Source organism: Clostridium sp., from assembly GCF_050717535.1.
Lineage (GTDB): Bacteria > Bacillota > Clostridia > Clostridiales > Clostridiaceae > Clostridium_AD.
Map to the genome: position 1 here is coordinate 1 of NZ_JBOITM010000014.1, position 24,450 is coordinate 24,450.

At 31.9% G+C, this 24,450-nt stretch carries 27 protein-coding genes; 20 read left to right on the top strand and 7 right to left on the bottom strand.

The window, feature by feature from the left end; all coding sequences use genetic code 11:
* The first annotated feature begins 281 nt into the window (after nucleotides 1-281).
* Nucleotides 282-1,034 (top strand): group II intron reverse transcriptase/maturase, encoded by a 753-nt coding sequence (ltrA, locus tag ACREVU_RS03010; protein WP_431550144.1) that lies wholly within the window; start codon nucleotides 282-284, stop codon nucleotides 1,032-1,034.
* 36 nt (nucleotides 1,035-1,070) lie between these two features.
* A complete protein-coding gene (locus ACREVU_RS03015; protein ID WP_431550145.1) occupies nucleotides 1,071-1,340 on the top strand; it encodes a group II intron maturase-specific domain-containing protein in 270 nt (89 codons plus the stop codon).
* A 325-nt stretch (nucleotides 1,341-1,665) separates the two neighbouring features.
* On the opposite strand, the gene ACREVU_RS03020 is transcribed toward ACREVU_RS03015, so the two are convergent.
* Nucleotides 1,666-1,809, bottom strand: a complete 144-nt coding sequence (locus ACREVU_RS03020) for a hypothetical protein (RefSeq protein WP_431550146.1) — start codon at nucleotides 1,807-1,809, stop codon at nucleotides 1,666-1,668.
* A 453-nt stretch (nucleotides 1,810-2,262) separates the two neighbouring features.
* Here ACREVU_RS03020 and spoIIAA point away from each other — a divergent pair, with 453 nt between their 5' ends.
* From spoIIAA to spoVAE, 6 genes are all read left to right on the top strand, one after another.
* Nucleotides 2,263-2,598 carry an anti-sigma F factor antagonist gene (gene spoIIAA, locus ACREVU_RS03025; protein ID WP_431550147.1) on the top strand — a complete coding sequence of 112 codons (336 nt, stop codon included), beginning with the start codon at nucleotides 2,263-2,265 and terminating at the stop codon, nucleotides 2,596-2,598.
* A 13-nt stretch (nucleotides 2,599-2,611) separates the two neighbouring features.
* Complete coding sequence (gene spoIIAB, locus ACREVU_RS03030) at nucleotides 2,612-3,040, top strand: anti-sigma F factor (protein WP_431550148.1); 429 nt, start codon at nucleotides 2,612-2,614, stop codon at nucleotides 3,038-3,040.
* Nucleotides 3,041-3,050: 10 nt separating this feature from the next.
* Nucleotides 3,051-3,806, top strand: a complete 756-nt coding sequence (gene sigF / locus ACREVU_RS03035) for an RNA polymerase sporulation sigma factor SigF (RefSeq protein ID WP_431550149.1) — start codon at nucleotides 3,051-3,053, stop codon at nucleotides 3,804-3,806.
* A 154-nt stretch (nucleotides 3,807-3,960) separates the two neighbouring features.
* Nucleotides 3,961-4,413: a stage V sporulation protein AC gene (spoVAC, locus tag ACREVU_RS03040; RefSeq protein WP_431550150.1), complete on the top strand. Its 453-nt coding sequence runs from the start codon at nucleotides 3,961-3,963 to the stop codon at nucleotides 4,411-4,413.
* A gap of 5 nt (nucleotides 4,414-4,418) precedes the next feature.
* Nucleotides 4,419-5,435 carry a stage V sporulation protein AD gene (gene spoVAD, locus ACREVU_RS03045; protein ID WP_431550151.1) on the top strand — a complete coding sequence of 339 codons (1,017 nt, stop codon included), beginning with the start codon at nucleotides 4,419-4,421 and terminating at the stop codon, nucleotides 5,433-5,435.
* A complete protein-coding gene (spoVAE, locus tag ACREVU_RS03050; RefSeq protein ID WP_431550152.1) occupies nucleotides 5,436-5,795 on the top strand; it encodes a stage V sporulation protein AE in 360 nt (119 codons plus the stop codon). It abuts the gene before it with no gap.
* Nucleotides 5,796-5,843: 48 nt separating this feature from the next.
* Here spoVAE and ACREVU_RS03055 read toward each other — a convergent pair whose 3' ends face one another.
* The gene (locus ACREVU_RS03055) at nucleotides 5,844-8,336 is read right to left on the bottom strand and encodes a transglycosylase domain-containing protein (RefSeq protein ID WP_431550153.1); all 2,493 of its coding nucleotides are present in this window, start codon (nucleotides 8,334-8,336) and stop codon (nucleotides 5,844-5,846) included.
* Between the two features lie 198 nt (nucleotides 8,337-8,534).
* Here ACREVU_RS03055 and yunB point away from each other — a divergent pair, with 198 nt between their 5' ends.
* Nucleotides 8,535-9,212 carry a sporulation protein YunB gene (gene yunB / locus ACREVU_RS03060; protein ID WP_431550154.1) on the top strand — a complete coding sequence of 226 codons (678 nt, stop codon included), beginning with the start codon at nucleotides 8,535-8,537 and terminating at the stop codon, nucleotides 9,210-9,212.
* A gap of 83 nt (nucleotides 9,213-9,295) precedes the next feature.
* Here yunB and hpt read toward each other — a convergent pair whose 3' ends face one another.
* On the bottom strand, nucleotides 9,296-9,838 hold the full coding sequence (hpt, locus tag ACREVU_RS03065; protein ID WP_431550155.1) for a hypoxanthine phosphoribosyltransferase: 543 nt from the start codon (nucleotides 9,836-9,838) through the stop codon (nucleotides 9,296-9,298).
* A gap of 104 nt (nucleotides 9,839-9,942) precedes the next feature.
* Between hpt and hflX the strand changes: the two genes are divergently transcribed.
* From hflX to ACREVU_RS03115, 10 genes are all read left to right on the top strand, one after another.
* Nucleotides 9,943-11,733 carry a GTPase HflX gene (gene hflX / locus ACREVU_RS03070; RefSeq protein WP_431550179.1) on the top strand — a complete coding sequence of 597 codons (1,791 nt, stop codon included), beginning with the start codon at nucleotides 9,943-9,945 and terminating at the stop codon, nucleotides 11,731-11,733.
* 123 nt (nucleotides 11,734-11,856) lie between these two features.
* Nucleotides 11,857-12,378, top strand: a complete 522-nt coding sequence (locus ACREVU_RS03075; RefSeq protein WP_431550156.1) for a hypothetical protein — start codon at nucleotides 11,857-11,859, stop codon at nucleotides 12,376-12,378.
* Nucleotides 12,379-12,492: 114 nt separating this feature from the next.
* A complete protein-coding gene (locus tag ACREVU_RS03080) occupies nucleotides 12,493-13,389 on the top strand; it encodes a nucleotidyltransferase domain-containing protein (RefSeq protein WP_431550157.1) in 897 nt (298 codons plus the stop codon).
* 26 nt (nucleotides 13,390-13,415) lie between these two features.
* Nucleotides 13,416-14,822, top strand: a complete 1,407-nt coding sequence (gene pdxR, locus ACREVU_RS03085) for a MocR-like pyridoxine biosynthesis transcription factor PdxR (protein WP_431550158.1) — start codon at nucleotides 13,416-13,418, stop codon at nucleotides 14,820-14,822.
* Nucleotides 14,823-14,854: 32 nt separating this feature from the next.
* Nucleotides 14,855-15,514 (top strand): HEAT repeat domain-containing protein, encoded by a 660-nt coding sequence (locus tag ACREVU_RS03090; RefSeq protein ID WP_431550159.1) that lies wholly within the window; start codon nucleotides 14,855-14,857, stop codon nucleotides 15,512-15,514.
* A gap of 64 nt (nucleotides 15,515-15,578) precedes the next feature.
* Nucleotides 15,579-16,220 (top strand): YigZ family protein, encoded by a 642-nt coding sequence (locus ACREVU_RS03095; RefSeq protein ID WP_431550160.1) that lies wholly within the window; start codon nucleotides 15,579-15,581, stop codon nucleotides 16,218-16,220.
* A 196-nt stretch (nucleotides 16,221-16,416) separates the two neighbouring features.
* On the top strand, nucleotides 16,417-17,157 hold the full coding sequence (locus tag ACREVU_RS03100; RefSeq protein ID WP_431550161.1) for a YebC/PmpR family DNA-binding transcriptional regulator: 741 nt from the start codon (nucleotides 16,417-16,419) through the stop codon (nucleotides 17,155-17,157).
* 208 nt (nucleotides 17,158-17,365) lie between these two features.
* Nucleotides 17,366-17,587, top strand: a complete 222-nt coding sequence (locus ACREVU_RS03105) for a hypothetical protein (protein WP_431550162.1) — start codon at nucleotides 17,366-17,368, stop codon at nucleotides 17,585-17,587.
* A 25-nt stretch (nucleotides 17,588-17,612) separates the two neighbouring features.
* On the top strand, nucleotides 17,613-18,128 hold the full coding sequence (locus ACREVU_RS03110) for a DUF5673 domain-containing protein (protein WP_431550163.1): 516 nt from the start codon (nucleotides 17,613-17,615) through the stop codon (nucleotides 18,126-18,128).
* Between the two features lie 141 nt (nucleotides 18,129-18,269).
* Complete coding sequence (locus ACREVU_RS03115) at nucleotides 18,270-18,821, top strand: hypothetical protein (protein WP_431550164.1); 552 nt, start codon at nucleotides 18,270-18,272, stop codon at nucleotides 18,819-18,821.
* A gap of 66 nt (nucleotides 18,822-18,887) precedes the next feature.
* Here the strand turns inward: ACREVU_RS03115 and ACREVU_RS03120 are convergent, their stop codons facing one another.
* A complete protein-coding gene (locus ACREVU_RS03120) occupies nucleotides 18,888-19,187 on the bottom strand; it encodes a hypothetical protein (RefSeq protein WP_431550165.1) in 300 nt (99 codons plus the stop codon).
* A 182-nt stretch (nucleotides 19,188-19,369) separates the two neighbouring features.
* Here ACREVU_RS03120 and ACREVU_RS03125 point away from each other — a divergent pair, with 182 nt between their 5' ends.
* Nucleotides 19,370-21,034, top strand: coding sequence for a ribonuclease J (locus tag ACREVU_RS03125; RefSeq protein WP_431550166.1), 1,665 nt, complete (start codon nucleotides 19,370-19,372; stop codon nucleotides 21,032-21,034).
* A gap of 83 nt (nucleotides 21,035-21,117) precedes the next feature.
* Here the strand turns inward: ACREVU_RS03125 and ACREVU_RS03130 are convergent, their stop codons facing one another.
* From ACREVU_RS03130 to ACREVU_RS03140, 3 genes are all read right to left on the bottom strand, one after another.
* Nucleotides 21,118-22,233 (bottom strand): amidase domain-containing protein, encoded by a 1,116-nt coding sequence (locus ACREVU_RS03130; RefSeq protein ID WP_431550167.1) that lies wholly within the window; start codon nucleotides 22,231-22,233, stop codon nucleotides 21,118-21,120.
* A gap of 15 nt (nucleotides 22,234-22,248) precedes the next feature.
* Nucleotides 22,249-23,184: a M15 family metallopeptidase gene (locus tag ACREVU_RS03135; protein WP_431550180.1), complete on the bottom strand. Its 936-nt coding sequence runs from the start codon at nucleotides 23,182-23,184 to the stop codon at nucleotides 22,249-22,251.
* Between the two features lie 184 nt (nucleotides 23,185-23,368).
* Nucleotides 23,369-24,238 (bottom strand): SDR family oxidoreductase, encoded by an 870-nt coding sequence (locus tag ACREVU_RS03140; RefSeq protein WP_431550168.1) that lies wholly within the window; start codon nucleotides 24,236-24,238, stop codon nucleotides 23,369-23,371.
* Nucleotides 24,239-24,450 lie beyond the last annotated feature (212 nt).

Consider the following 24,450-nt stretch of genomic DNA (forward strand, 5'->3'; position numbering starts at 1 on the left):
TACATATAAGGCATATGCTTGTGGGTAAGTTTGCAATACAAAACGAAGCCCAAAACTATTCAAAACAAGTGGTGTAAATGTAGCAGATAGATGGAGTGAAAGATTGCGTTCTTACCCGGGGAGATCTTAGATATATGTTATGGAAATGAATTTTTAAATAACAACCTTTGCAGTGATGTAAAGCTGAAATCTAAGAAGTCAGCAGACAACTTCATAATGAAGATTACCTACAAAAGGATAGAGTGGAACTCGAAGAGTATGTAGGAGCGCCGAGCATTTAATTGACGATAGATAAGAGACAGAACACCGAAAATAAATATACCAATGGACTGTTTGAAAGGATTATTGACAGAAACAACTTAAATCTAGCATTTAAGAAAGTTAGAGCCAATAAAGGTAGTCATGGAGTTGATGGTATGAAGGTAGATGAACTTCTACAATACCTAAAAGAAAATGGCATAATCCTTCGGCAATCACTATTGGAAGGTAGTTATAAACCTAATCCAGTAAGGCGAGTAGAAATACCTAAGCCTGATGGAAAGAAACGACCACTAGGAATACCTACAGCTGTAGACAGAGTAATACAACAAGCTATTGCTCAAGTTTTAAATCCAATATTTGAAGAGAAATTTTCAGATAATAGTTATGGATTTAGACCGAATAGAAGTGCACACCAAGCAATTCTAAAATGCAAAGAATATATGGATAGTGGCTACAAGTGGGCAGTAGATATTGACTTAGAAAAATACTTCGATACTGTAAATCATGACAAATTAATAGGATTGGTTTATAGAGAAGTAAAGGACGTTAGGGTAATAGTCCTTATAAGAAAATATCTTCAAGCAGGAGTAATGGAAAGAGACATTTTTAATACCTCTCAAAAAGGCGTGCCGCAAGGGGGCAATCTTTTACCATTAATTAGTAACGTCATGCTAAATGAGCTGGATAAAGAATTAGAAAAGCGAGGATTAAACTTCTGTCGTTATGCTGATGATTGTAATATTTATTTAAAATCAAAGAAATCAGCAAATTGAGTAATGGCGAGTATAACAAGGTTTATAGAGGAGGATTTGAAGCTCAAAGTCAATAAAGACAAGAGCAAGGTCGATAGACCGTGGAAGTTGAAGTATTTAGGATTTACATTTTATCCGAAAAAAGGTGAAATGGGAATAAGAGTACATCAAAATTCTGTTAAGAAACTTAAATGTAAGCTTAGAGAAATAACAGGAAGAAGTAATGCCATGAGTATGGAACTTCATGCTATTAAACTAAGACAAGTTATAGTTGGATGGGTAAACTATTTTAAATTAGCAGATATGAAATTTTGCCAAGGTATGTAAACTGTTAGAAAATCCTTTATTAGTTGGAAGAAATGTCTGCTTTCTTTTCCTACCATGGCTCTACCTCCGGTATCAGTTCTGCAAATTCATCCCAATCCATGCCAGGGGAATGTAAAAGGTTTTCAGGAAGTAGATGTATATAGTATGCAGTGCTAGAAAACTTAGCATGACCCATATATGTACTAAGATAAGGCAGTTTAGCATATTAATCTGCACTATTACTAAGCCACTGCATCATGACTGCTGTGGCAAAACGATGGCGAAAAAAATCCAAACGTTTGGATTTTCTTAGCCATGCTTTTAGGACGTGATTCGGAAATCTCAATCATGAAGTTCTTGATATCCATACATGATACATTGCTGAAATTATAATGTCTATGAGTATAGATGTACAAAAAATATCTTTCAGTAATTGATTGGTATGTGCTGATCCGTTTAATGTAAGTTCTTGAATCATTATTTTGTTCATTGTCATAACTTCCATAAAATATTTGGAAATATGCCATCTTTATTATTATGGACGTAATCAAAAATTGAAAACGCAAAAGTTATTATTCCGACCTTTTTTAAAAGAAACCTATTAAAAACCCTTGGCGGTTGATTAATCCACGTAAAAACTAAGAAAAGTCGGGATAATGATAAAGTCGGAATAAGTGGTGTGAGAGGTCGCTAAATAAATTAATTATTTAGCTCCTACTCGATTATCTAAGTTTACATAAATTTAGTTAGACAAAATTAGTTAGAAAAAATATTTATCACATATTGTATTAAATGAATATAAATGGGTAGTATATAAAAGAATGAATAAATATTTTAAAAAAAGAAGGAAAATTATGTAATTGGTAGAATATATAAGAAAGGAAAATAATTTATAAAAAACTGAGAAATTTTATTAATTTCTAATTATTCGGGGGGGAAGCAGATGCATTTAAATTTTGAGAATAATGATGATAAATTGATTGTTTACATGTCGGGAGAATTGGACCATCATAGTGCTGAAGAAGTAAGAAATCTTATAGACGATCGTTTAGACAGAGATAGTTACAATAAATTAATTATGGATTTCGGAGGAGTGTCCTTTATGGACAGCTCAGGTATTGGTGTAGTTATTGGAAGGTACAAAAAGTTACATATGAGAAATGGAAGTGTTTGTGTAACTAGAATTCAGTCTTCAGTAAAAAGGGTGTTCGAATTGTCAGGAATGTTTAAGATAATCATGTTATATGATAATGTTGAACAAGCTGTAAACAATATTTAGTGGGGGGATTAATATGTGTCACAATAGAGTTAAAATTGAGTTTTTAAGTAAATCGCAGAACGAGAGCTTCGCAAGAGTAGCAGTAGCAGCATTCACATCACAATTAGATCCTACAATTGATGAAATTAGTGATGTTAAGACAGCGGTATCTGAAGCAGTGACTAATGCAATTATTCATGGTTATGACAGCGAAGAAGAAATGATAACGATAGAAGCTATTATTGATGGAACTGAATTAACAGTTATAATTAACGATACTGGAAAAGGAATTGATAACCTAGAAATGGCTATGCAACCATTATATACTTCTCGCCCAGACTTAGAGAGGTCAGGCATGGGTTTTACTGTAATGGAAACTTTTATGGATAGTTTAGAAGTGAAGTCTGATAAAGGTAGGGGAACAAGTATAATAATGAAAAAAATATTTAATCCTCTAAGTTAGGTGGAATACTATGGATCAGAAAACAGTGAAAGAAAATAATTATAATTATGAAGATAATATGCATCTCATTCAACTAGCTAGAAATGGGGAACCAGGTGCACTAGATAGGTTAGTAGAGATGAATTTACCTCTAGTTGCATCAATTAGTAAAAAATTTCTTAATAGGGGTTATGAGTATGATGATATCTTTCAAATTGGATGTATTGGGTTGGTAAAAGCTATTAATAATTTTGATACTAAGTATAATGTTAAATTTTCTACATATGCCGTTCCGATGATAATGGGAGAAATCAAAAGATTTCTTAGGGATGACGGGATAATAAAAGTTAGTAGAAGCGTTAAAAACACGGCGCGAAAATTACATTATGATAAAGATACTCTAACAAAAGAATTAGGTAGAGACCCAACCATTGAAGAATTATCAGTTTTTTCTAATGTAGAAAAAGAAGATATAGTGTATGCTCTAGAATCTGCAAGTAATATGCAGTATCTATTTGATACGATACACCAAGATGATGGCGCACCGGTACTATTAATAGATAAATTAAGCGAAAGATACGAAGAAGATAACGAGGTTTTAGATAAAATTGCTCTTAAAGAAGCACTTAGAAAACTAGATGCAAAATCAAGACAAATAATTATGCTGAGATATTTTAAAGACAATACACAAATTCAGGTAGCAAAAATGATGGGCATAAGTCAAGTACAAGTATCAAGAATAGAAAAAAAAGTTTTGAAAATAATGAAGGAAAAGTTAAGTGGTTAAGATGGAAATTAGATAAGCAACTTTAATGTTTGATTTGTAAGTTGCTTATCTATAAATTCATCTTATTTTTTTTGACTAAAAATTTTACTATTGTAAACAATAACATAAGTACTCAAATTATTTTATTGTTTGCAATATAAGGAGGACCTTTTTTATGAAAGTGGAAGAAAAAACTATAAGGAAAAAATTTAATAAGCTTAATTCTAATAAAATCCCTAAGCCTAATCTACTGCTACATTGTTTTAATGCGTTTTGGGTGGGCGGAACAATATGTGTAATTGGACAATTTATCGGAGACTTTTTTTCTCGAATGGGTGTTCCTAAGGATGAGAAAGGAACTTATGTTTCTATAGTTATGGTGTTTCTAGGAGCTATACTTACTGGTATAGGCGTTTATGATAAGTTAGGTGATTTTGCAGGAGCAGGCTCTGTTGTTCCAATTACGGGCTTTGCAAACTCCATTGTTGCACCAGCCATGGAGTTTAAGAAGGAAGGTTTTGTTTTTGGCGTAGCTGCTAAAATGTTTATTATTGCAGGACCTGTTTTAGTATATGGGATTGGGTCATCTGTAATTGTTGGGATTTTATATTACTTTTTAAGGTGGTGATTTAAATGGGGAGAAGAATTGGTGTTCAAACAGTAGAGATTGTTAGTAAACCTAGAATTATTAGTACCTATAATATAGTTGGTCCTAAGGAAGGACAGGGACCACTAGCAAAGTATTTTGATAAAATCTTAGAAGATGATCTCAATGGAACAGAAAGTTTTGAAAAAGCTGAAACAAGTCTTTTATACACAGCGGTATCACAGAGTATAAAAAAAGCAAAACTCAAAGAAACTGATATAAATTTCTTACTAGCAGGGGATTTACTAAATCAGTTATTCTCATCAACTTTTGCAGCGAGAGATTTGAATATACCCTTTCTAGGACTTTATGGAGCTTGTTCAACCATGGCAGAGTCTTTAGGTGTGGGAGCAATGATAATGGAAGGGGGACTCGCTAATTATGTTGTAGCAGCTACTTCATCACATTTTTCCGCTGCTGAAAGGCAATATAGATTACCACTGGAAATGGGAAGTCAGAGAGCTCCAACAGCACAATGGACAGTTACAGGCTCAGGTGCAATGGTCTTAGGGAAAAAAGGTGATTTTCCCTGTGTTACTCATGTTACAATAGGAAAAGTTAAAGACTATGGAATAAAAGATGTAAATAATATGGGGGTTTCCATGGCACCAGCAGCTGTAGACACTATTAAACAACACTTTATTGATACTGGTAGAAAGCCTTCAGATTATGATATTATTGCTACAGGAGACCTGGGGAAGATAGGAAGGCAATTTACAGAAGAATTACTTTTAGAATATAAATACAATATGAAAGGATATTATATTGATTGTGGCGAGGAAATTTTTAATTCTGAAAAACAAGGAACTAATGCGGGTGGTAGTGGTTGTGGGTGTTCTGCAGTAGTTGCAACAGGGTATTTATACAAAAATATGCTAAAGGGAAAATTTAAAAGAATACTTCTAGTTTCCACGGGTGCGCTTTTAAGTCCAACTTCTGCTTTGCAAGGCGAAACGATACCTGGGATAGCACATGCTGTTTCAATAGAGTTTGGGGGTAAATAAATGAGTAATTACATAATGGCATTTATAGTTGGAGGGGTAATTTGTGTAATAGGTCAAATACTTATGGACACAACTAAATTAACCCCAGCTCGAATATTAGTTTTATTTGTAACTGCAGGTGTAATATTAGGTGCGCTAAATATATATGATGTGGTCATTGAATATGGGAAAGCAGGTGGAAGCATTCCACTCCCAGGTTTTGGATATAGCTTAGCTAAAGGTGTAATGAAAGAAGTAGACGAAGTTGGGCTTGTAGGGGCATTTACTGGAGGAATAAAAGGTACTGCAGGAGGGATTACTGCTGCGATATTTTTTGGATATGTTATGGCATTAATATTTAATCCTAAATCTAAAGGGTAAAAAAACTACTATCAAAAATTGAATTTGATAGTAGTTTTTCATTTTGTGTTAAGGGGTAGTAACAGGTGGTGTGACATTGGGATTAGTACCCGTGGGATCAGTAATTGGTGGATCGGTAATTGGTGGATCAGTAACTGGTGGATCGGTTACTTGTGGAATGGTTATTGGTGGAACTACAATTTGCTGTGAAAAATTATCAACTGCTGTTGGTAATACATAAGCTGAATCTTGCAAATCCCCATTATTATTATCTCTTCTTATGAAAATTCTTGTTTCAATCTTTTCAGCTGGCGTAAAATCTGAGATAAGAACATAATTACCACTAGGGCTTTTGGTGACTTTAGCCAAAACATGTATGCTATCAAGTGTCGTTGGCTGAGTTCCATCAATGAAGAGTTCAGAGTAAACTCTATTGCCTCTCGGATCTCCGTAAGTTAGTTCAGTAGGGATATCTCCAGAATCCTTAGATACGGAAGAAGAAGATATACCAGAAGGCTTTTCTATATTAGTTGCTGGTAGTGTAGCATGGGCTTCTTTCATAATTTTGCCCCATAATAAAGCGGCAGTATTACTGTACATATCTTTAATTTTATCCCCAGCATCTGTTCCAATCCAAATAGCTGCTGAGTAATATGGAGTTAAACCAACAAACCATAAGTTCTTTGAATCAGATGAGGTACCAGTTTTACCTCTAACGGGCATATTGCCAAAAGCAGCATTTGTTCCAGTACCACCTGGGCTTACAGGTCCTTGTAATAAATCATACATTATATAAGCGCTTTGAGGTGACAAAACAGACACTGTTTCTAATTTTGTTGATAATATTACTTTTCCATCTCTATCAATTACTTTAGTGTATAATATTGGAGTGGTTCGTATTCCATTGTTACCAAAAACTCCATATGCCGCTGCCATAGTTAGAGGATTGGTTCCCCTATAACTACCGCCATCTAATTGACCTAAGGCCATAGCAGACATACTTGCTTTATCTGTTTCGTCTAGTTGTAATCCAAATTTTTCACCATAAGAAACACCAGTCTTAAGACTAATCATGTCCTCAAGTTTCACAGCTGCAACGTTAACGGAATATTTCAAACAGTCTCTTAGAGTTAAATAGCCTCTATATACATCTGGTGCATTTCTAGGATTATAAGGAGCATCACCAGGAGCAACATATTTTTTCCCAATTGCTTCCGGTACTGGTGAATCTTCAATAATAGTGGAAGCCGTAGCTATTTTTGAATCAATAGCTGGGCTATAGACTGTTAAGGGTTTAATGCTTGAGCCGGGTGCTTTTAAAAAGTCATTAGATGCAGCTCTGTTATAAGACATAGGACCTTCATCACCACGTCCAGCTATGATAGTTTTAACTTCACCCGTATGATAATCCATGATAACACAGGAAGCTTGTATATCTGCTTGCTCAAGTTTAAGGTTACTATCTCTGGGAAATATATAATCGTAGGTATTTGTTTTCCCAGGTTGTATAGGATCATTAATTAGGGTTTGTGATTTGTTCTGCAAAGCCCTATCCATAGTTGTAGAAATTTTTAATCCATCGTACATAATCATTGAGCGTGCTTCTTCTTTGCTAATGTTAAGTGTTTTCATTAAACCCTCTGTAACTTGAAGAATTACAGGTCTAGAGAATGCTTCAAAGTTCATCTTGTTTGCATCTTTTGTTGGAAATTTAAATTTTATCTCTTCAGCCATAGCTGAATCAAGTTGATTTTTATCGATTTTACCATATTTGTACATGCTCTCAAGAACAGCTTTAGTTCTATTGGAACTAAAAGCTTCTTTAGTTTTAGATGCTTTATATGCCAAGCTATATGAAAGACTAGGATTTTGTGCGGCACTAGCAATAAAAGCAGTTTGTTTTAAGCTAAGTTGCCCAATAGATTTACCAAAATATTGCTGCGACGCTGCTTCTACACCATTAGCCTTTCCACCTAAATAAATGGTATTCATATAAGCCTCTAAAATTTGAGGCTTGGTTAAAACTTTTTCTAATTGAAGTGACAGTGAGATTTCTTGAACTTTTCTTTTTATAGATGTTCTGTTTTCTATAGAGTCTTCTAAAAACATTCTATATTTCACCAACTGTTGAGTTATAGTCGATGCGCCTTGGAGACTTTCGTCACTACCTTTTAATTTAATTTTTATATCATTAAAAATAGCACCACCTAATCTTTTTAAGTCAATGCCTGAATGAGTATAAAATCTAGAATCCTCAATGCTTGTAAATGCATCTTGAAGAGTGGATGGAACATTATTAATAGATATATTAATCCTTTTTTCTGAGGTAATATATTCGTCCATATATTTACCAGAATTATCATATAATATTGAGGGCTCATCTAATTTTAAAAAGGCATTAATATCTAAGTCGGGTGCTGTCTTAATCATAGCAAGGACTACTCCTCCCATAGCTACAATAGTTATTAAGGCTATAAACAGAATAGTAAAAACGAAGGTTTTAAAAACTTTCTTCCCAGTTCCTTTTTTCTTCTTTTTCTGAGTAGTTTTTTTATCTTTCATTGTGAATCCTCCTTGTATTTCTCTGGAGTGGATGACAATTAATATTCGCTAAATTTTTGCATAAAAAATTTATGCTATCTAACAATAATTAGTTCATAATATTATACCATATAATTACACTAATATAAAATATGTGTTTTCATAAGTTATTTAATTCTGTAAGTTAATACAGTTACATATAATAGTTTATAACCTTTAATGGAGGTAACAAACATAAAACATAAAATAAGAAATAGAGTATTATTAATTATAACCATAATTATGATGAACTTTACAATTTTCATATATATTTTTGATAGAACCGTAATGCCTACCGTACTGGCAGTGGCAGATGCGGAAATGCGAGCAAAAGCTACAGAGATTGTTAATAGAGCAATTATAAATGAATACTCCAAGCAATTTAAATACGATGAGATTATAAGGGTAGATAAAGATTTGCAGGGAAATATTGTAATGTTAAAAGCAGACACATTGAAAATGAATAAAATAGCCTGCGATGTTGCTTTAGAATCCCAAAAAGAATTAATGAAATTAGGAGAAATAGGTATTAAGCTACCAATAGGGTACATAACAAGAAATAATATTTTGTCTTACTATGGTCCCCGTATTACAATAAAAATGCAACCCATAGGCCTAGTAGAAACTAAATATTCATCTGAGTTTGAAAGTGCAGGTATAAATCAAACCAGGCATAAAATTTATGTTAAAGTAAAAACCACTGTTAGAGTAATTATTCCATTGAAAAGCAATGATATTGAGGTGGCCAATGAAATACCAATTGCTGAAACCATTATAGTGGGAAAAACACCTAATACTGCAATTGGGTTAGATTTAAATGGTACTGGCTTTAAATTAGGGAATACTAATGGTAATTAATTAAAACATAAAAAAAGTATGCAATTAATTAAATCGCATACTTTTTTATATTTAAAAACATTAAATGAAATATTTTAAATTACTTAATCTTCCCAATTGAATACATAAGGGATATTTCTATAATAGTCTCCGTAATTTAATCCATAACCTACTACAAAAAGATCTGGAATTTCAAAACAACAATAATCAGGTACTATATCAATTTTCCTTCTCTCATGTTTATCTAAAAGAACACAAGATTTAACGCTAGAAGCATTTAAAGATTTAACTCTAGTCATAATGGAATCCATAGTTATTCCAGTATCAACAATATCATCTACTATTAATACATCAAAGCCAGATATATTGTCAGGAATATCATTTATAATATTAACTGAGCCACTAGACTCTTCATCAGCACCATAGCTAGAAGTTGTCATAAAGCCAATTTTTGTAGGTACAGTAATTTTACGTACAAGGTCTGCAGTGAATATAAAGCTTCCTCTCAGTAAAGAAAGAATATACAATTTTTTTCCATCATAATCTTTGGAAATTTCTGCGCCAAGTTGTTCAACTCTTTCATCAATTTGATCTTTAGATATAAGAATGTTTACTTTTTTATTATCCAATGTTAATCCCGCCCTCATTATATATTTACAATATTCCTTTAATAGTATAAAATTATAAGAAAGTTGTCAAGTATAACAATAAGAAAAATTATTTAAATATTAATGAGATGGAGTGATTTATGATGATATATGGAAATGTTGATGGGGTTAAAAATTCAATTTTAAATAAATTAGAAAATGCTTGTGAAATAAGAGTTTCTAAAGATTGTATTTTATCTGAAGAATTGGTAGATATATTAGTGGGCGTAACAAGGGATTTAGAAAGGGAAGTCAGTGCGGCTATTGATAGAAAAGGTAAAATAATTAGTATGGCAATTGGTGACAGTAGTTCAGTTGACCTGCCTATAATTGATATAAGAGAAGGACGATTATCTGGGGTTAAAATAATACATACTCACCCAAATGGTAATTCTAGATTGTCTGCTCTTGATATGTCAGCACTAATAAAATTAAAATTAGATTGTATAGTGGCTATTGGAGTAGCAGCAGAAAAAGAAAAAATAAGATACAATGTAGGCTTTTGTGGAATAGATAATAATATTTTAATAGAAGAAGAAGTAGGACCTATAAATATAAATCAGATATTGGAATATGATGTTATAGGCAAAGTTAAAAGCATTGAAAAAGCAATGAAAACATGTGAAGTTATGGAAGATGATGCTGAACGAGCTGTTTTAGTTGGTATTGAAAGTGAAGAGGATCTATTAGAACTTCGGGAATTGGCAAAGGCATGTAATGTAGAAACTGTAGATATGATTTTGCAAAATAGACATAAAATAGATGCGGCGTTATATATCGGTAGTGGTAAAGCAGAGGAAATAGCTGTTATTAGGCAAGCACTAAGAGCAAATTTAGTTATTTTTGATGATGAATTATCAGGATCTCAAGTTAGAAATCTGGAGGAAGTGCTTGGGTGTAAGGTTATAGATAGAACTACACTAATACTAGAAATATTTGCACGAAGAGCCAAAACTCGTGAAGCCAAAATTCAAGTTGAACTTGCACAATTAAAATATAGGTTACCACGTTTAACGGGACTTGGTACAATGCTTTCAAGAACCGGAGCGGGAATTGGAACAAGGGGACCTGGAGAGAAAAAGTTAGAAATTGATAAAAGACGAATAAGAGAGGGCATTTATGATTTAAATAAAGAATTAGAAAAAATAAGAACTACTAGAAATGTACAAAGGGAAAAGAGAAGTCATGAAAGTATTTCAAAAATATCTTTAGTTGGGTACACTAACTCTGGTAAATCAACACTTAGAAATATATTATGTGAGGTAGCAGCTTTAAAAACTGTTGTTCAAAAAGATAAAGTTTTTGAAGCAGATATGCTTTTTGCAACACTAGATGTAACAACCAGAGCTCTATTATTACCTGACAATCGTGTGGCAGCAGTAACTGATACTGTAGGTTTTATAAGAAAACTTCCCCATGACTTAGTAGAAGCATTTAAATCAACCCTTGAAGAAGTGGTGTATTCAGATTTGCTTATGCATGTGGTAGACGCATCTTCAGACAATGCTGAGCTACAAATAGAGGCTGTAGATGGAGTTCTAACAGAACTTGGAGCAATTGATAAGCCACTGATATTGCTTTTAAATAAGATTGATAAAGCTTCACCAGAAAATATTTTGAAGCTTAAAGAAAAATATAAAAACTTAAAATGCATAGAAATATCAGCTAAATATGGTACAAATTTGGAAGAGTTACTGAAAGAAGCTTGTGAAAATCTTCCGTATATTCTTAAAAAAATTAAGGTGCTTATTCCATACACAGATCAAGCTATGGTGGCATATTTGCATAGAGGTTCAAGAGTGGAATCAGAAGAATACAATGAAGAAGGAACACTCATGACTGTGCAAGGTGATGCTGAAGTTTATAATAAATGTGAAAAATATATTTTAGAGTAGCTTGTACTGCTACTAATTATGTAAAAAATATTCATATGTGTAATAAAAGTTACTAAATTATTATATAATTATATAAGATGTTCAATAAGTCTGTAATATTTATCTTAGGATTTAGGAGTAGATATGAAAGAGGAAAAACCAAATTCAGGTAATGGGAACAAAGCGGATAAAAAATCAGCGCAAGATGATGTGAATAAATACAGTGAAAAAAGAATCCTAGATATTATCAATGAGCAATTAAAGAACCTCCCTTTAGGCGCGGCTGCAAATCAGACAATATCTGGAACTGCTGGAGTAACTGGTTCAACTGATGATTGTGGTATTAATGCATTGGCAACTAAAGTTTTAAATACGAATATTTTAAGATTTGAATTAGATAGATTACAACTAGATTTTAGAGAAAGGGCATATTTTGAAAATGATGTGAGACCACTAATAGACACTTTAACTGTTCTATCATTTGCATCTAATAATTTTTCAAATACTGCAAGTAACATTGCAAGTACGAATTTTGGTCAAACTTCAAACATAAAACATGCGCTAGATTTAACTGATAGTATTGATGATATATCAGAAGATTTAATTAAAGTGTTAAAATGTAAAATTGATAACTTGCTTAAACTATCAAAGTGTGATTGCAAATAGTTAACATACTAATAAAGAGAACAGGTTTATTTTAACTTGATTCTCTTTATTTTATAATCTAAAGAATTATGGTATAATCGTGGATAAAGAAATAAAAAACTGGGGGGAATGGGAATGACAAAAACTATTTTACAGTATCAAAAGGCATTTAATAGTGTAGTAGATAGAATAAAAGTTGATGAAGCTGTCTTATCAGTGATGGTTTTTGGAAGTATGGTTACCGGTGATTTGTGGGAAGAATCAGATATTGATCTTTTCGTAATTGTTAAGGAGAATTTCTTGAAAATTAGAGATATACATACTGAAGAAAAAGGTGTTCCCGTTCATATTAAACTCATGGGCAAAGAAAGATTTATACAGATTTATACTGACAATCTAAAAGGCGGGTATATGCATAGAATTTTTTCATCCTCTAGATTAGTATTTTCAAAAGATATGGATATAACGGTAAGATTTGACGGAGGTAGATTTTTCCCCGATGTTGATAGAGAACGGTGGGGCATGTGCTTTTTAGGCAAACTTTTAAAAGATATAGGGGTATGTAAAAAATATTTGTCAAGCGATGGCATATATACTTCCTACAGTACGGCTTTAAGATGTATAGAGAAGTACTCAAGACTATTTGTTAACTCCTCGGGATATATGATTAGCAAAGACGTTTTGTCCATGGCCTTGAATTTAAATGATGGGTTTAAACAATGCGTTGATAAATTATTTTTTGAAAAATCGAATGTTGCTGAGACTATTCAAGCGACAATGAATTTTTTAGAAAAAAGCATAAATAAAAATATTAAGAGTGACTGTGCCCTACTTTTAAATTATATGAGAGAAAAAGATATGTTTTTAAGTGCAGAGGAAATTATGGAAGAAGATTTGTTTATTGACTTTGATATTGATATGGAAGAATTGCTTAATAAACTATGGGAAAGAGATATTATTAAAAAGGAAAGTAGAGATTTTAAGTTGAACACGGATAAAATTTTGTTTAAGCAAAATGTTTACTTTGTTTAACACTTTTAAAGTGAATGGGTGGATATATGCATAAATATGAAATTGAATTTAGTAGCGAAATTCCAAAGTATTTAGAAATATCAAAGTATTTTAAAAAAAAGATTGATGAAAATAGTTTTGAAGATGGTGAAAAATTACCTTCTATAAGGAAATTAGCAGGAATATTGATGGTTAATGAGGTTACAGTAGTTAGTGCTTATAAAAAGCTTGAGGCTGAGGGCTACGCATATCAAAAGATGGGAAGCGGAACTTATGCTAAAAGAAGAGATACAAACATAAAGTTCAAGAAAGAATATTCTAATACTTTAAAAAAGATTGCTGGTGAAGACCTTAAAATATATGTGGATTTTACAGGCGAAATTACTAGTAGTGAGTTTTTTCCTGTAACGGTCTTTAAAGATGTATTAAATGAGGTCTTAGATAGGGATGGTGCACAGGCTTTCGCGTATAAAGAATCTTTAGGATATGAGGGACTTAGAAATAGTATAAGTAGTTTTTTTTGGGACAATAAGGTTAATACTGAAGATATATTGATTCTTTCGGGTGCACAACAGGGTATTGACATAGTGTCAAAATCTATAATAAATGTTCATGATAATGTGGTGGTAGAAAAGCCAACCTATGGTGGTGCACTAACGGTTTTTAAATGGAGAAGGGCTAATATATTTGAAGTCGACATGTTAGAAGATGGCATAAATTTGCTGCAATTTGAAGAAATACTAAAGAAGAATAGAATAAAATGTTTTTATGCCATGAGTTACTTTCAAAATCCAACAGGAGCCACCTATAGTTTAGAGAAGAAGCTTAAAATATTAGAACTGGCAGTGTTATATGATTTTTATATTGTTGAAGATGACTATTTATCTGAATTAATATATGACCAAAAGCAATATAAGAGTTTTAAGAGCTTAGACACAAATGATAGGGTTATTTATATTAAGAGCTTTTCAAAGATATTTCTTCCAGGAATAAGGCTAGGATACATGATATCACCTGAGAAATACAAAGAGTATATTCAAAATTCAAAAATAAACACAGACATATCAACTTCAAGTCTTATGCAACGTGCTTTGGACTTATATATCAATAAAGATCTTTGGAGGCAGCATATAAAATATCTTAATATGGCCTATAAAGAAAAATATGACTTTATGTTAAGTTGTATAGAAAAGTATTTAGGCACTAAGGTTAGTTATTTTACTCCTGGGGGTGGAATTAATTTCTATTTTAAATTAGCTGATAATTTAAGAATTAATTCTATGGATTTATTCTATAGGTGTAAAAACAGAAAAGTTTTAATTACACCAGGAGTTTTATTTTATAAAAATGCAGAGCAAGGGAATAATTATTTTAGATTGAGTTTTTCTGAAATAAGAAAAACTGAAATAGAAGAGGGAATCAAAATTATCGCAGAGATATTGTGTGGAAACTAAAAAAAATATCTACAAGGCAAGGAGAGGGACTTTTGAAAAAGGGATTAGTGGACTTTGATTGGCAGTGCATTAGCGAATACTCTCAGGAGGAAATATCTTATTTCTTATTTTTAGAGGGAAAAACTATGGAGGCAATATGTAAAATAAGAAATTTAGATAATTCCATTGTGCAAAAGCATATTATAGATGGTAAAATAAAATATAGATTTTTAGTAAAGAGCAAGGACCCTTTTGAACTTTTCAAGAGTATTGCGGTGGCAGGAAAAGAGGATAAAATTAATTTCCTGAATTCAATGGGCGAGGATAATAAAAACAAATTAACCCAGTTAATAAAAACTAGTTATGGAGAAATGTTTCCAAGGGACAAAGAGGCGGCAGTATGGATTTTAGGGGAACTAAAAGAAGCATCTTGTTTAGATATTTTAATTAAAGCCTCAGTGAATAAATCCATAAATATTCGAAGAATGGCAGTTTCGGCTATGGGAAAAACGGGAGATGTTAGAGCAGAAGTAGCATTAATAAGAGCCCTTGGGGATGAGAATCCACAAGTTATAAGCTATGCAATAAAATCTCTTGGTAAGATAAAAAGTGAAAAAGCCATTACTAAAATAAAGTACTTATATGAGAATACAGAAAAAAAATACATAATAGATGCTGCAGGGAACTTTTTATTATTAATGGAGCAAATATAGAGGAAGCTAGAGGCTTACCTTAAATTTTGCTTTAGAAGATTTATGTATAGACGGGAGAAGTTAAATGAGTTATTTTACAATAAAAGATGAAGCCAAGGCAGAGTTCAAGGAGAAAAAATCCGTTTTTATTGGCCATGGTAAAAGAGTTGAAACTGAAGATGAAGCTAAAGAATTCATACAAAATGTTAAAAATGAGCATAAAGAAGCACGTCATAATGTTTATGCTTATATAATTGGTGAAAAAAAAATGATACAAAGATATAGTGATGATGGAGAACCTCATGGCACAGGAGGAATTCCTATGCTAGAGGTTTTAAAAAAGAGCGACCTTACAGATGTTGTTGTGGTGGTTACCAGATATTTTGGAGGAATCCTTCTAGGTACTGGAGGCCTTGCAAGAGCATATTCTAAAGGTGCTTCTCTAGCTATTAAAGAGGCAGGGGTAGTGGAAAAAGTTAAAGGCATTTCTATTAAAATAGAAATCGATTATGATTTACTCGGAAAGCTACAACATGTGTGTGAAGAAGGAAACAATTATATAGAAAATATAGATTATACTGACAAAGTGAAAATTAATATATTATGTGAGTTTAATAATTTAGAAAAATTTGAATCTCAAATAACTAATGTTACATCTGGAAAAGCACTGTTTGAAGAAGAAGAACCAAAAATGTACTTCAAATTAGAGCATAGATTGTACGAATAATATGTGGATGTACCTTATCCTTTGGTAATTGTAAGAAAAGTGTAAATACTTTTCTTTTTTTATTTGAAAAGTGCTTTCACTCTATGATATAATGGAAAAGTAATGTATTTATAGCTAATTCATAGAATTATTGTTATATATTAGACAGGGCTTAAAAAATTTCACACATAAAATAGTTAGTTGGGAGGAATTTCAAATGTCGGGACATTCAAAATGGCATAACATACAACAGAAAAAAGGTAAGATTGATGTTATAAGAGGTAAAATATTTACAAAATTAGGTAAAGAAATAATAATGGCAGCTAAAAACGGTGGATCTAATTTAGATATTAATGCTCATCTTAGAGATGTAGTTGCAAAAGCTAAATCTAATAACATGCCTGCGGAAACAATAACTAGAGCAATAAAAAAAGGCGCTGGAGAGCTGGAGGGTGTAAACTACGAAGAAATAGTTTATGAAGGCTATGGAGCAGAAGGTGTTGCTATAGTAGTTGTTACACTAACAGACAAGAAAAATCGAAGTGTTGCAACTGTAAGGCATGCATTTGATAGACATCATGGGAATATGGGAGCAGCAGGATGCGTAAGCTGGATGTTTGCTAAAAAAGGACAACTTATAATAGAAAGAACAGAAGCTATGGATGAAGATGAAATCATGATGTTAGCTCTAGAGGCAGGTGCGGAAGATTTCAACGCAGAAGAAGAAATGTTTGAAATTATAACAGATGTAGAAAACTTTGGAACAGTAAGAGAAGTTTTAGAAAAGGCAGGATTTGAATTTGCTTCTGCAGAGATTACAATGATACCAGATAACATGATACCTATTAGCCTGGAGGGTGCAGGTAAAGTACAAAGGCTTATAGATATGCTTGAAGAAGATGATGATGTGCAGGATGTTTATCATAATGCAGAATATCCAGAGGAATTTGAGGGTTAGGGTAAGCGGTTTCAATAAGTTGTCATGGTAAAAGCACTTTGAAATGTATAAATAATATACATTTTAAGTGCTTTTTTATTAGTATTCACTTTGAAGAGCACTTTTTAAATAGATACCATTTAAATCATCATTTGGTTATCACATAATTAAAGCTAATACAAAAAAGCAGCAGTAAAGAGAGCATTAGATATTGTAAGGAGATGATTACTTGAATAACAATAAGAAAAGGTTGGCTCTGGATTGGAATTTGTTAATTGCTATAATATTGGGAAGTATTGTAAAGGATATAGTTGAGGGTTTTATTGGATTTAAGCGTACTACAAATGGATTTAATAGTTTGAATTTTGTAGAAGATATATTAATATTTTTAATTTGTGCTTTTCCTTTGTATTTTTTGGTGAGAATAATTAGAAAAATGTGGGATAAATAAATATTTTTTTGAAAAGGAGAAATATATGAAGGACAGATGGAATTATTTTATTATTGTATTAGGCTTAATATTTATAGCATCTTTATTTTATAGATTTATTAAGATACGAAAAATACTAAAAAACGAAGATAATATAGTTAAAATAAAAAGATTTGCCCCCATTGGATTTTTTTTTGGAGTGATAGGTTTAATTCAATTGGGGTTTTGGATGTTTGAAGGCGAGTTTCAAATAAATTCATCAAATTCATCTGGATTACCATTTATAGCTTTAGCACTAAATTGCTTTGATTATAATTTTATAACAGAGGAGGGGGTTGTGATATTAGGTACTAAGTACAAATGGTCCAATATTGAAAAGTGGCATTGGAAAAAGGATCATTATAATGTTGTAATACTTGAGGTAGTTACATCTTATAGATTTTCAAAAAAGTCACAACCAAGATTGAAAAAAGTTGAATTAAATGTATCACAAAAACAGAGAAATGATATTGAAAAACTATTAATAAAATATATTGGTGAAAATGTTGAATATATAAGCTAAGATTATTCTACTTTGTCATGGAGATATTAAAACAAATTTGTTCCTGGCTAATTATTTAAATGTAAATAAATATTGGAAAATCATTGAAATTAAATAATATTTATATATAATAGTAATTAGGGCTTAAGGAGGGGGTGTGATATGAGCAAAAGATATGAGTTGTTTTTTGTCCTGCTTTCATTAATAATATTACTCCTTCTATTTCTATTTCCAGTATTAGGTATCATAAAAGTAATTATAATTGTAGTACTTTCAGTTACGGGTATAATAATATGGATTAGAATGATTATATCTCCAGATAGTTATAATTATGCAAAAAAACTTATAGAAATTAAAGTTCCAAGAACTGCGAAATTAGTGGAAGAAATTGAAGAACATGGTGGATTTAGTGGAGATGGCAAGTCATATTTAGTTTTTAATCTAAATGAGAAAGAGGCTTCACAAGTAAAAACACAGATATTTAAAAACAAAAATTGGGTTAAGTTACCGTTACAAGGAATTGCTCTAGAAAAAAGCAAGATATTTATAAAAGAAGGTTATTTTGGTTCCAATAGGATGCGAGATATGCCCATAAATGGAACTAATGGTGCTTACTATTTTAATGGTTCTGAAGAAATTAATTATTGCGATTTTACCTTTTCATTTTTGGACTACCAAAATAAAATATTATATATTCTTAGAGTAGATGCATAGAATTCGGTAAAAAGCACATGATTTTATGAGGCTTTTTACCGAATTTTATTGTAATAGCAAGATAAATTATAGATTTTCAAACTCATTTAATGTTTTTAATTTGTTCTCAACTTTCATTTTGTCAGCTCTTATGCTATCTAATTGTTGTACCAATTTCTTGTTTTCTACTTTAAGGGTTTTGCTTGAATTATGTTGAAGGCCAGTTTCTGCAAGTTCTAAAGAATACTGTAGTTCTTGTTCTAGTTTATTCTTATAAGTTTCTTCAAACTCTTTCTCTACTTGAGTTAACTCTTCATTTAAGGTTGTCTTCATGCTGTCAATAACCTGTCTTGTAACTTCAGATTTAATTTGCTCTTCAGTTTTCATATTAATTTATCTCCTTATATTTTATTGTTTTGATAAATTTATTTATACTATTAGGGTGCTCATTAATTTTTTTAGTATTCTATAAAGGTATTTTGAAAAAAAGGTATTAATTTCATAATATAAGGCAAAATAAAGAAAATGAAATTAACAATTTGATGCATACAAATTAAGGAGAGGATTTAGTGGAAAACAAAGAGTGTATAAAAGTTATTCCCTTGGGTGGACTTGGAGAAATAGGTAAGAATATAACGGCTTTTGAATACGCGGATGAGATTATTGTAATAGACTGCGGCATATCATTTCCTGATGAGGAAATGTATGGTGTGGATCTAGTAATTCCAGATATAACTTATTTAAAAAATAATGCAGAAAAAGTAAAAGGCATTTTTTTGACTCATGGACATGAAGATCATATTGGAGCATTGCCATATATTTTAAAGCAACTGAATGTACCTATTTATGGCACTAAATTAACCTTGGGAATAGTTGAAAATAAATTAAGAGAGCACAATATGTTATCCGATTGTGAACTTCACAATGTGAGCGCAGGAGACATAATAGAACTACAAAACTTTAAAGTTGAATTTATAAGGGTAACCCACAGTATAGCAGATTCCTGTGCTATTGCCATTCATTCACCACTAGGTGTAATATTACATACTGGCGATTTTAAAATTGATTTTACTCCTATTGATGGATTAGTCATGGATTTAGAACGTATCTCAAATTTAGGTAAAGAGGGCATAATGCTTCTTATGGCTGATAGCACAAATGTAGAACGAGAAGGGCATACAATTTCAGAAAAAACTATTGGAAAAACTTTAACAAGAATAATTTCTAGTGGGGAGGGAAGGGTCATTGTAGCAACCTTCGCTTCAAATATTCATAGGATGCAGCAGATTGCTGATGCTTCTGTAATGTATAATAGAAAAATAGTTTTTAGTGGAAGGAGTATGGAGAACATCTCACAAGTAGCTATGGAACTAGGATATCTACATATACCTGTTGAGTATATTATTAGTATGGATGATATGCACAATTACAAAAATGAGAATATTACAATAATAACTACTGGAAGTCAGGGAGAACCTATGGCAGGCCTTGCTAGGATAGCTTTTGGCACGCATAGAAAAATAACCATTGAACCAAAGGATTTGTATATTATTTCTGCATCTCCAATTCCAGGCAACGAAAAACTTATATCAAAGGTAATAAATGAGTTATTCAAAAGGGGAGCAGAGGTAATTTACGAGGATTTAGAAGAAGTGCATGTATCAGGTCACGCATATCAAGAAGAAATAAAATTAATTCATGCATTAGTTCATCCTAAATATTTTATGCCAGTTCATGGAGAATACAGACATTTAAAACAACATTCTAAATTGGCCCAAAAATTAGGTATGCAAGAGAAAAATATATTTACCATGGAAACGGGGCAGGTATTAGAGATTTCAAAGGAAGAAGCTAAAGTCATAGGCCGGGTACATACTGGATCTGTATTTGTAGATGGACTGGGGGTTGGCGATGTTGGAAGCATAGTACTTAGGGATAGGAAACATTTAGCAGAAGATGGGATGCTCACTATAGTGGTTACCTTAGAGAGAGAATCTTATAGTATTATTGCAGGACCAGATATAATAACTCGTGGATTTGTATATGCGAAGGAATCAGATGAATTAATTAATGAAGTAAAGGAGATTGTTAAACTTGAACTAAATAAATGCTTAGACAATAATATTATTGAGTGGTATGTATTAAAATTAAATGTGAAGAAATCTGTAGAGCGATATCTATATGAAAAAACAAAACGTAGACCAATTATTTTTCCGATTATTATGGAAATTTAAAAAAATGATGTCATCTACATGGCAAGTAACATGGTTCATATCAAAAGCTGAGTATTTAAGTCACTCAGCTTTTGATGTTTTTGTTAATAATGAACTCTAACTAGCCAAAATCTAATGTTTTTATTGCTCCAACCAAGGTCCCAAGGCACTTTATTTCTATCTGAGTTATGACAACTAACTAGGGAGTAACCTTTTGAATCAGCTCCTGTCACCACAGAAATATGAGTGACGTCATTTTTCTTTTCGTAAGCAACAAAATCTCCTGGTAGTAGTTTATAACTAGCCTTATATACTTTGTCATAGCTGCCATAGGCAATCACTGATGCTCTACCACTATTTGTCATATATTTAATGAAACCATCTGCATTGAGCCAACCTTTTGTTGCTCCGTTTTTGTCATAGTTCCAAGTAGAATTTTTTCTAAACTTGCCACCTTCAAAAAGAATTTGTGATGCAAAGTTTGCACAATCACCACCCTGCGGATTATAGTCCCTATATTTTTTATTATACTTATATTCATATTCTGCAGTACTTGCAGCACCACAATATGTATCCGCGTAATTTACAGCATTAATTCTTCTCTTGTGTAAAGTTGAAAAGTCCCTTGCACTTTGAGATTGTATAAAGTTTTTTATAGAATCTGCCTTAATATTATCTAAATTTAATGAATCTCCGAAGGGATCTTTATACCATTCTTTAGAAATAATCCAAGAGCCATCTTTACTAGTAAGTTGTAATATGTGGTAGGTTCCAATTCGAGATGAGTTTTCTATCTCTGGCTGATTTTCATATACATATTTATATTCTGTGGAACATAATAAGTAAACGGAAAAATTATCAATATTTCCTTTGATTGATTTTATTATTATAGTTGGTGTAATACCTATAAACTTAACTCCTTGTTTTTGTGCCCAATTATTAATATAATTCATTTTTCTTTTTTCATATTCATAGGCCCAAGTTCCATATTTTGTGTTCATGTTATAAATTGATTTTATTAATTCTAAATCACCGCTTAGTATAGCTTTGTTTCTTGTTTGGAAAGTATGTTCTATATAGCTAGTAATTTCTTTTTTTTCATCATCAGTTGCAGCATATGTGTATCTTATTGTGCATTGCTGTATAAATAAAAGAAGTACTATAAATATAAACAATCTATTTTTGGACCATTGTAAATTTTCTTGTTTTAAAGAACCCATAATTTTATACTCCTATTATTTTATTAATGAATCTATCTTTTCTATAGCATTTTTTATATCTAATTGTTGTAATGGTGCACCATCATACCATGATTTTTTGAAACCTATATTATCTCGGAAATAGCGAGTCTTTAAAATAAATTCAGGCCTATATTCGAAATGAAGGATATCAAAGTGTGACCATTTACCTCCCCATATAAACCCGTTATTTTCGAAGATTTCTACAAGCTCACTTGAGTATGACAATAACCTTTTTTCACCAGCATCTTTAGAAGCCCACTTCCAATAGTCTCTTTTATCACTAGCTAGATCAATTGCAATTCCAAAAGCATGAGGACTTAACCGGCTTGTGCCTGAAATTACACGGTAGTTAAAAGTACCACTGCATGGGAAAAGGCATTTTCTAACATTTTGGTTTTCTTTTGAAAGGGGCATTAATTCTTTCATAACGGCTTGTAGTGACTTAGCTGCAGCATTATTGCCGTTGAATTGATAATTAGTGTAGCCCACCTTAACATTTGTAAGTTTAGATTCTATAGCTTGTTTTGATGTGCCATAAACTTCAGATAATAACCCATAGCACCTTAAGCGACCAGGGTCAAAATCTGCTTCCATAATACTTTTGGAAGGTGAAAGGGGATAAAGTTGTTCTAAAGTATCTTGAAGGTCTGGATTTGATAGTTTTCCTTGAGAATTTTTTTTAACTTTGTCATCGTAAAGTATTTTTTTCCCAGACTTCATTATTAGATATACAAATCCATTATTCTCCTCAATATTTGATATATATTCAGGATAAGCTACTATTAGGCATAATAAGTCTTGCTTCAGAGTTACATTGTATGTATTAGCATCTCCTGAAGTGAAATTAGCACTTGCAGCATTCACTAATATTATGTTTCCTGCATTGAGAAGTAAACTAATAAGAAATATTAAAATGTTTTTTTTCTTTATCATAATATTCTCCTCTTTAAAAAAGATAACACTTTTGCTATATATAATTGCCAAGGTACTACTATTATATGTGTGGATATATTAACAAATTTAGTGAAAATATTTCCATGCTTAATACTAAAAAATAGGGGACATCCACGTTGCAAGTGTATGTTTCATTCATGCACTTGCAACGTTGGTGTCACTAGCCATTTACCACTATACCACCGTTTACATGGATAGTTTCACCACTTATATATGAAGATCCTTCAGAAGCTAAGAATACATAAGTTTCAGAAAGCTCTACAGGTTGACCTGGTCTTCCCATAGGAGTTTTGTTTCCAAATTTACCAACTTCACTTGCACTGAAGGAAGATGGTATAAGAGGTGTCCATATAGGACCAGGAGCCACTGCATTAACTCGAATTTTTCTACTTGCAAGGGAAAGAGCAAGAGAGCGAGTAAAAGTAACTATTGCTCCTTTAGTTGAGGAGTAGTCAATTAGTGTTTTATGGCCTTCATAGGCTGTAACTGAGGAAGTATTTATAATTGCAGCGCCCTCTTTTAAATGAGGAAGCGCTGCTTTCACCATATAAAACATAGAAAAAATATTTGTTTTAAAGGTTTTTTCTAGTTGTAGAGCTGTAATATCCTCAATACTATTTTGAGGGTGTTGCTCAGCAGCATTGTTCACAAGAATATCGATTTTATTGAAAGCACTTATTGTTATGTTTACAACATCATTGCAGAAAGAATCTTTGCCTATATCCCCAGGGATCAAAATACACTTTCTGCCCTTTGCTTCAATAAGTTTTTTTGTCTCCTGTGCATCTTCATGTTCATCAAGATATACTATGGCTATATCAGCGCCTTCTCTGGCATAAGATAACGCAACTGCTTTACCAATGCCACTATCACCACCTGTGATTAAGGCTACTTTATTTTTTAGTTTTTCAGAGCCTATACAATTTGGATTATCAAAAATAGGCCTTGGATTCATAAGTGATTCGAGTCCCGGTTGTTTATCTTGTTTTTGCTCGGGTATGCTGGTAGGAAAATTAAAGTTTTCATTCATAAAATTAGCTCCTTCATTAAACGAAATATTTTGTAGACATAGTTTATGATAAATCTTTATTTATATTCGTTTCTTATTAAACCGATAACTTTTATGTTGTAATAGTCTTTATAATAATTAGATGAATAGCAAGAAGAGTCGAAATATGTTATAATTAAAAAATATGAGTGCTACGAACAATTAAATTAAAATAAATATAAAATTGAAGTTGA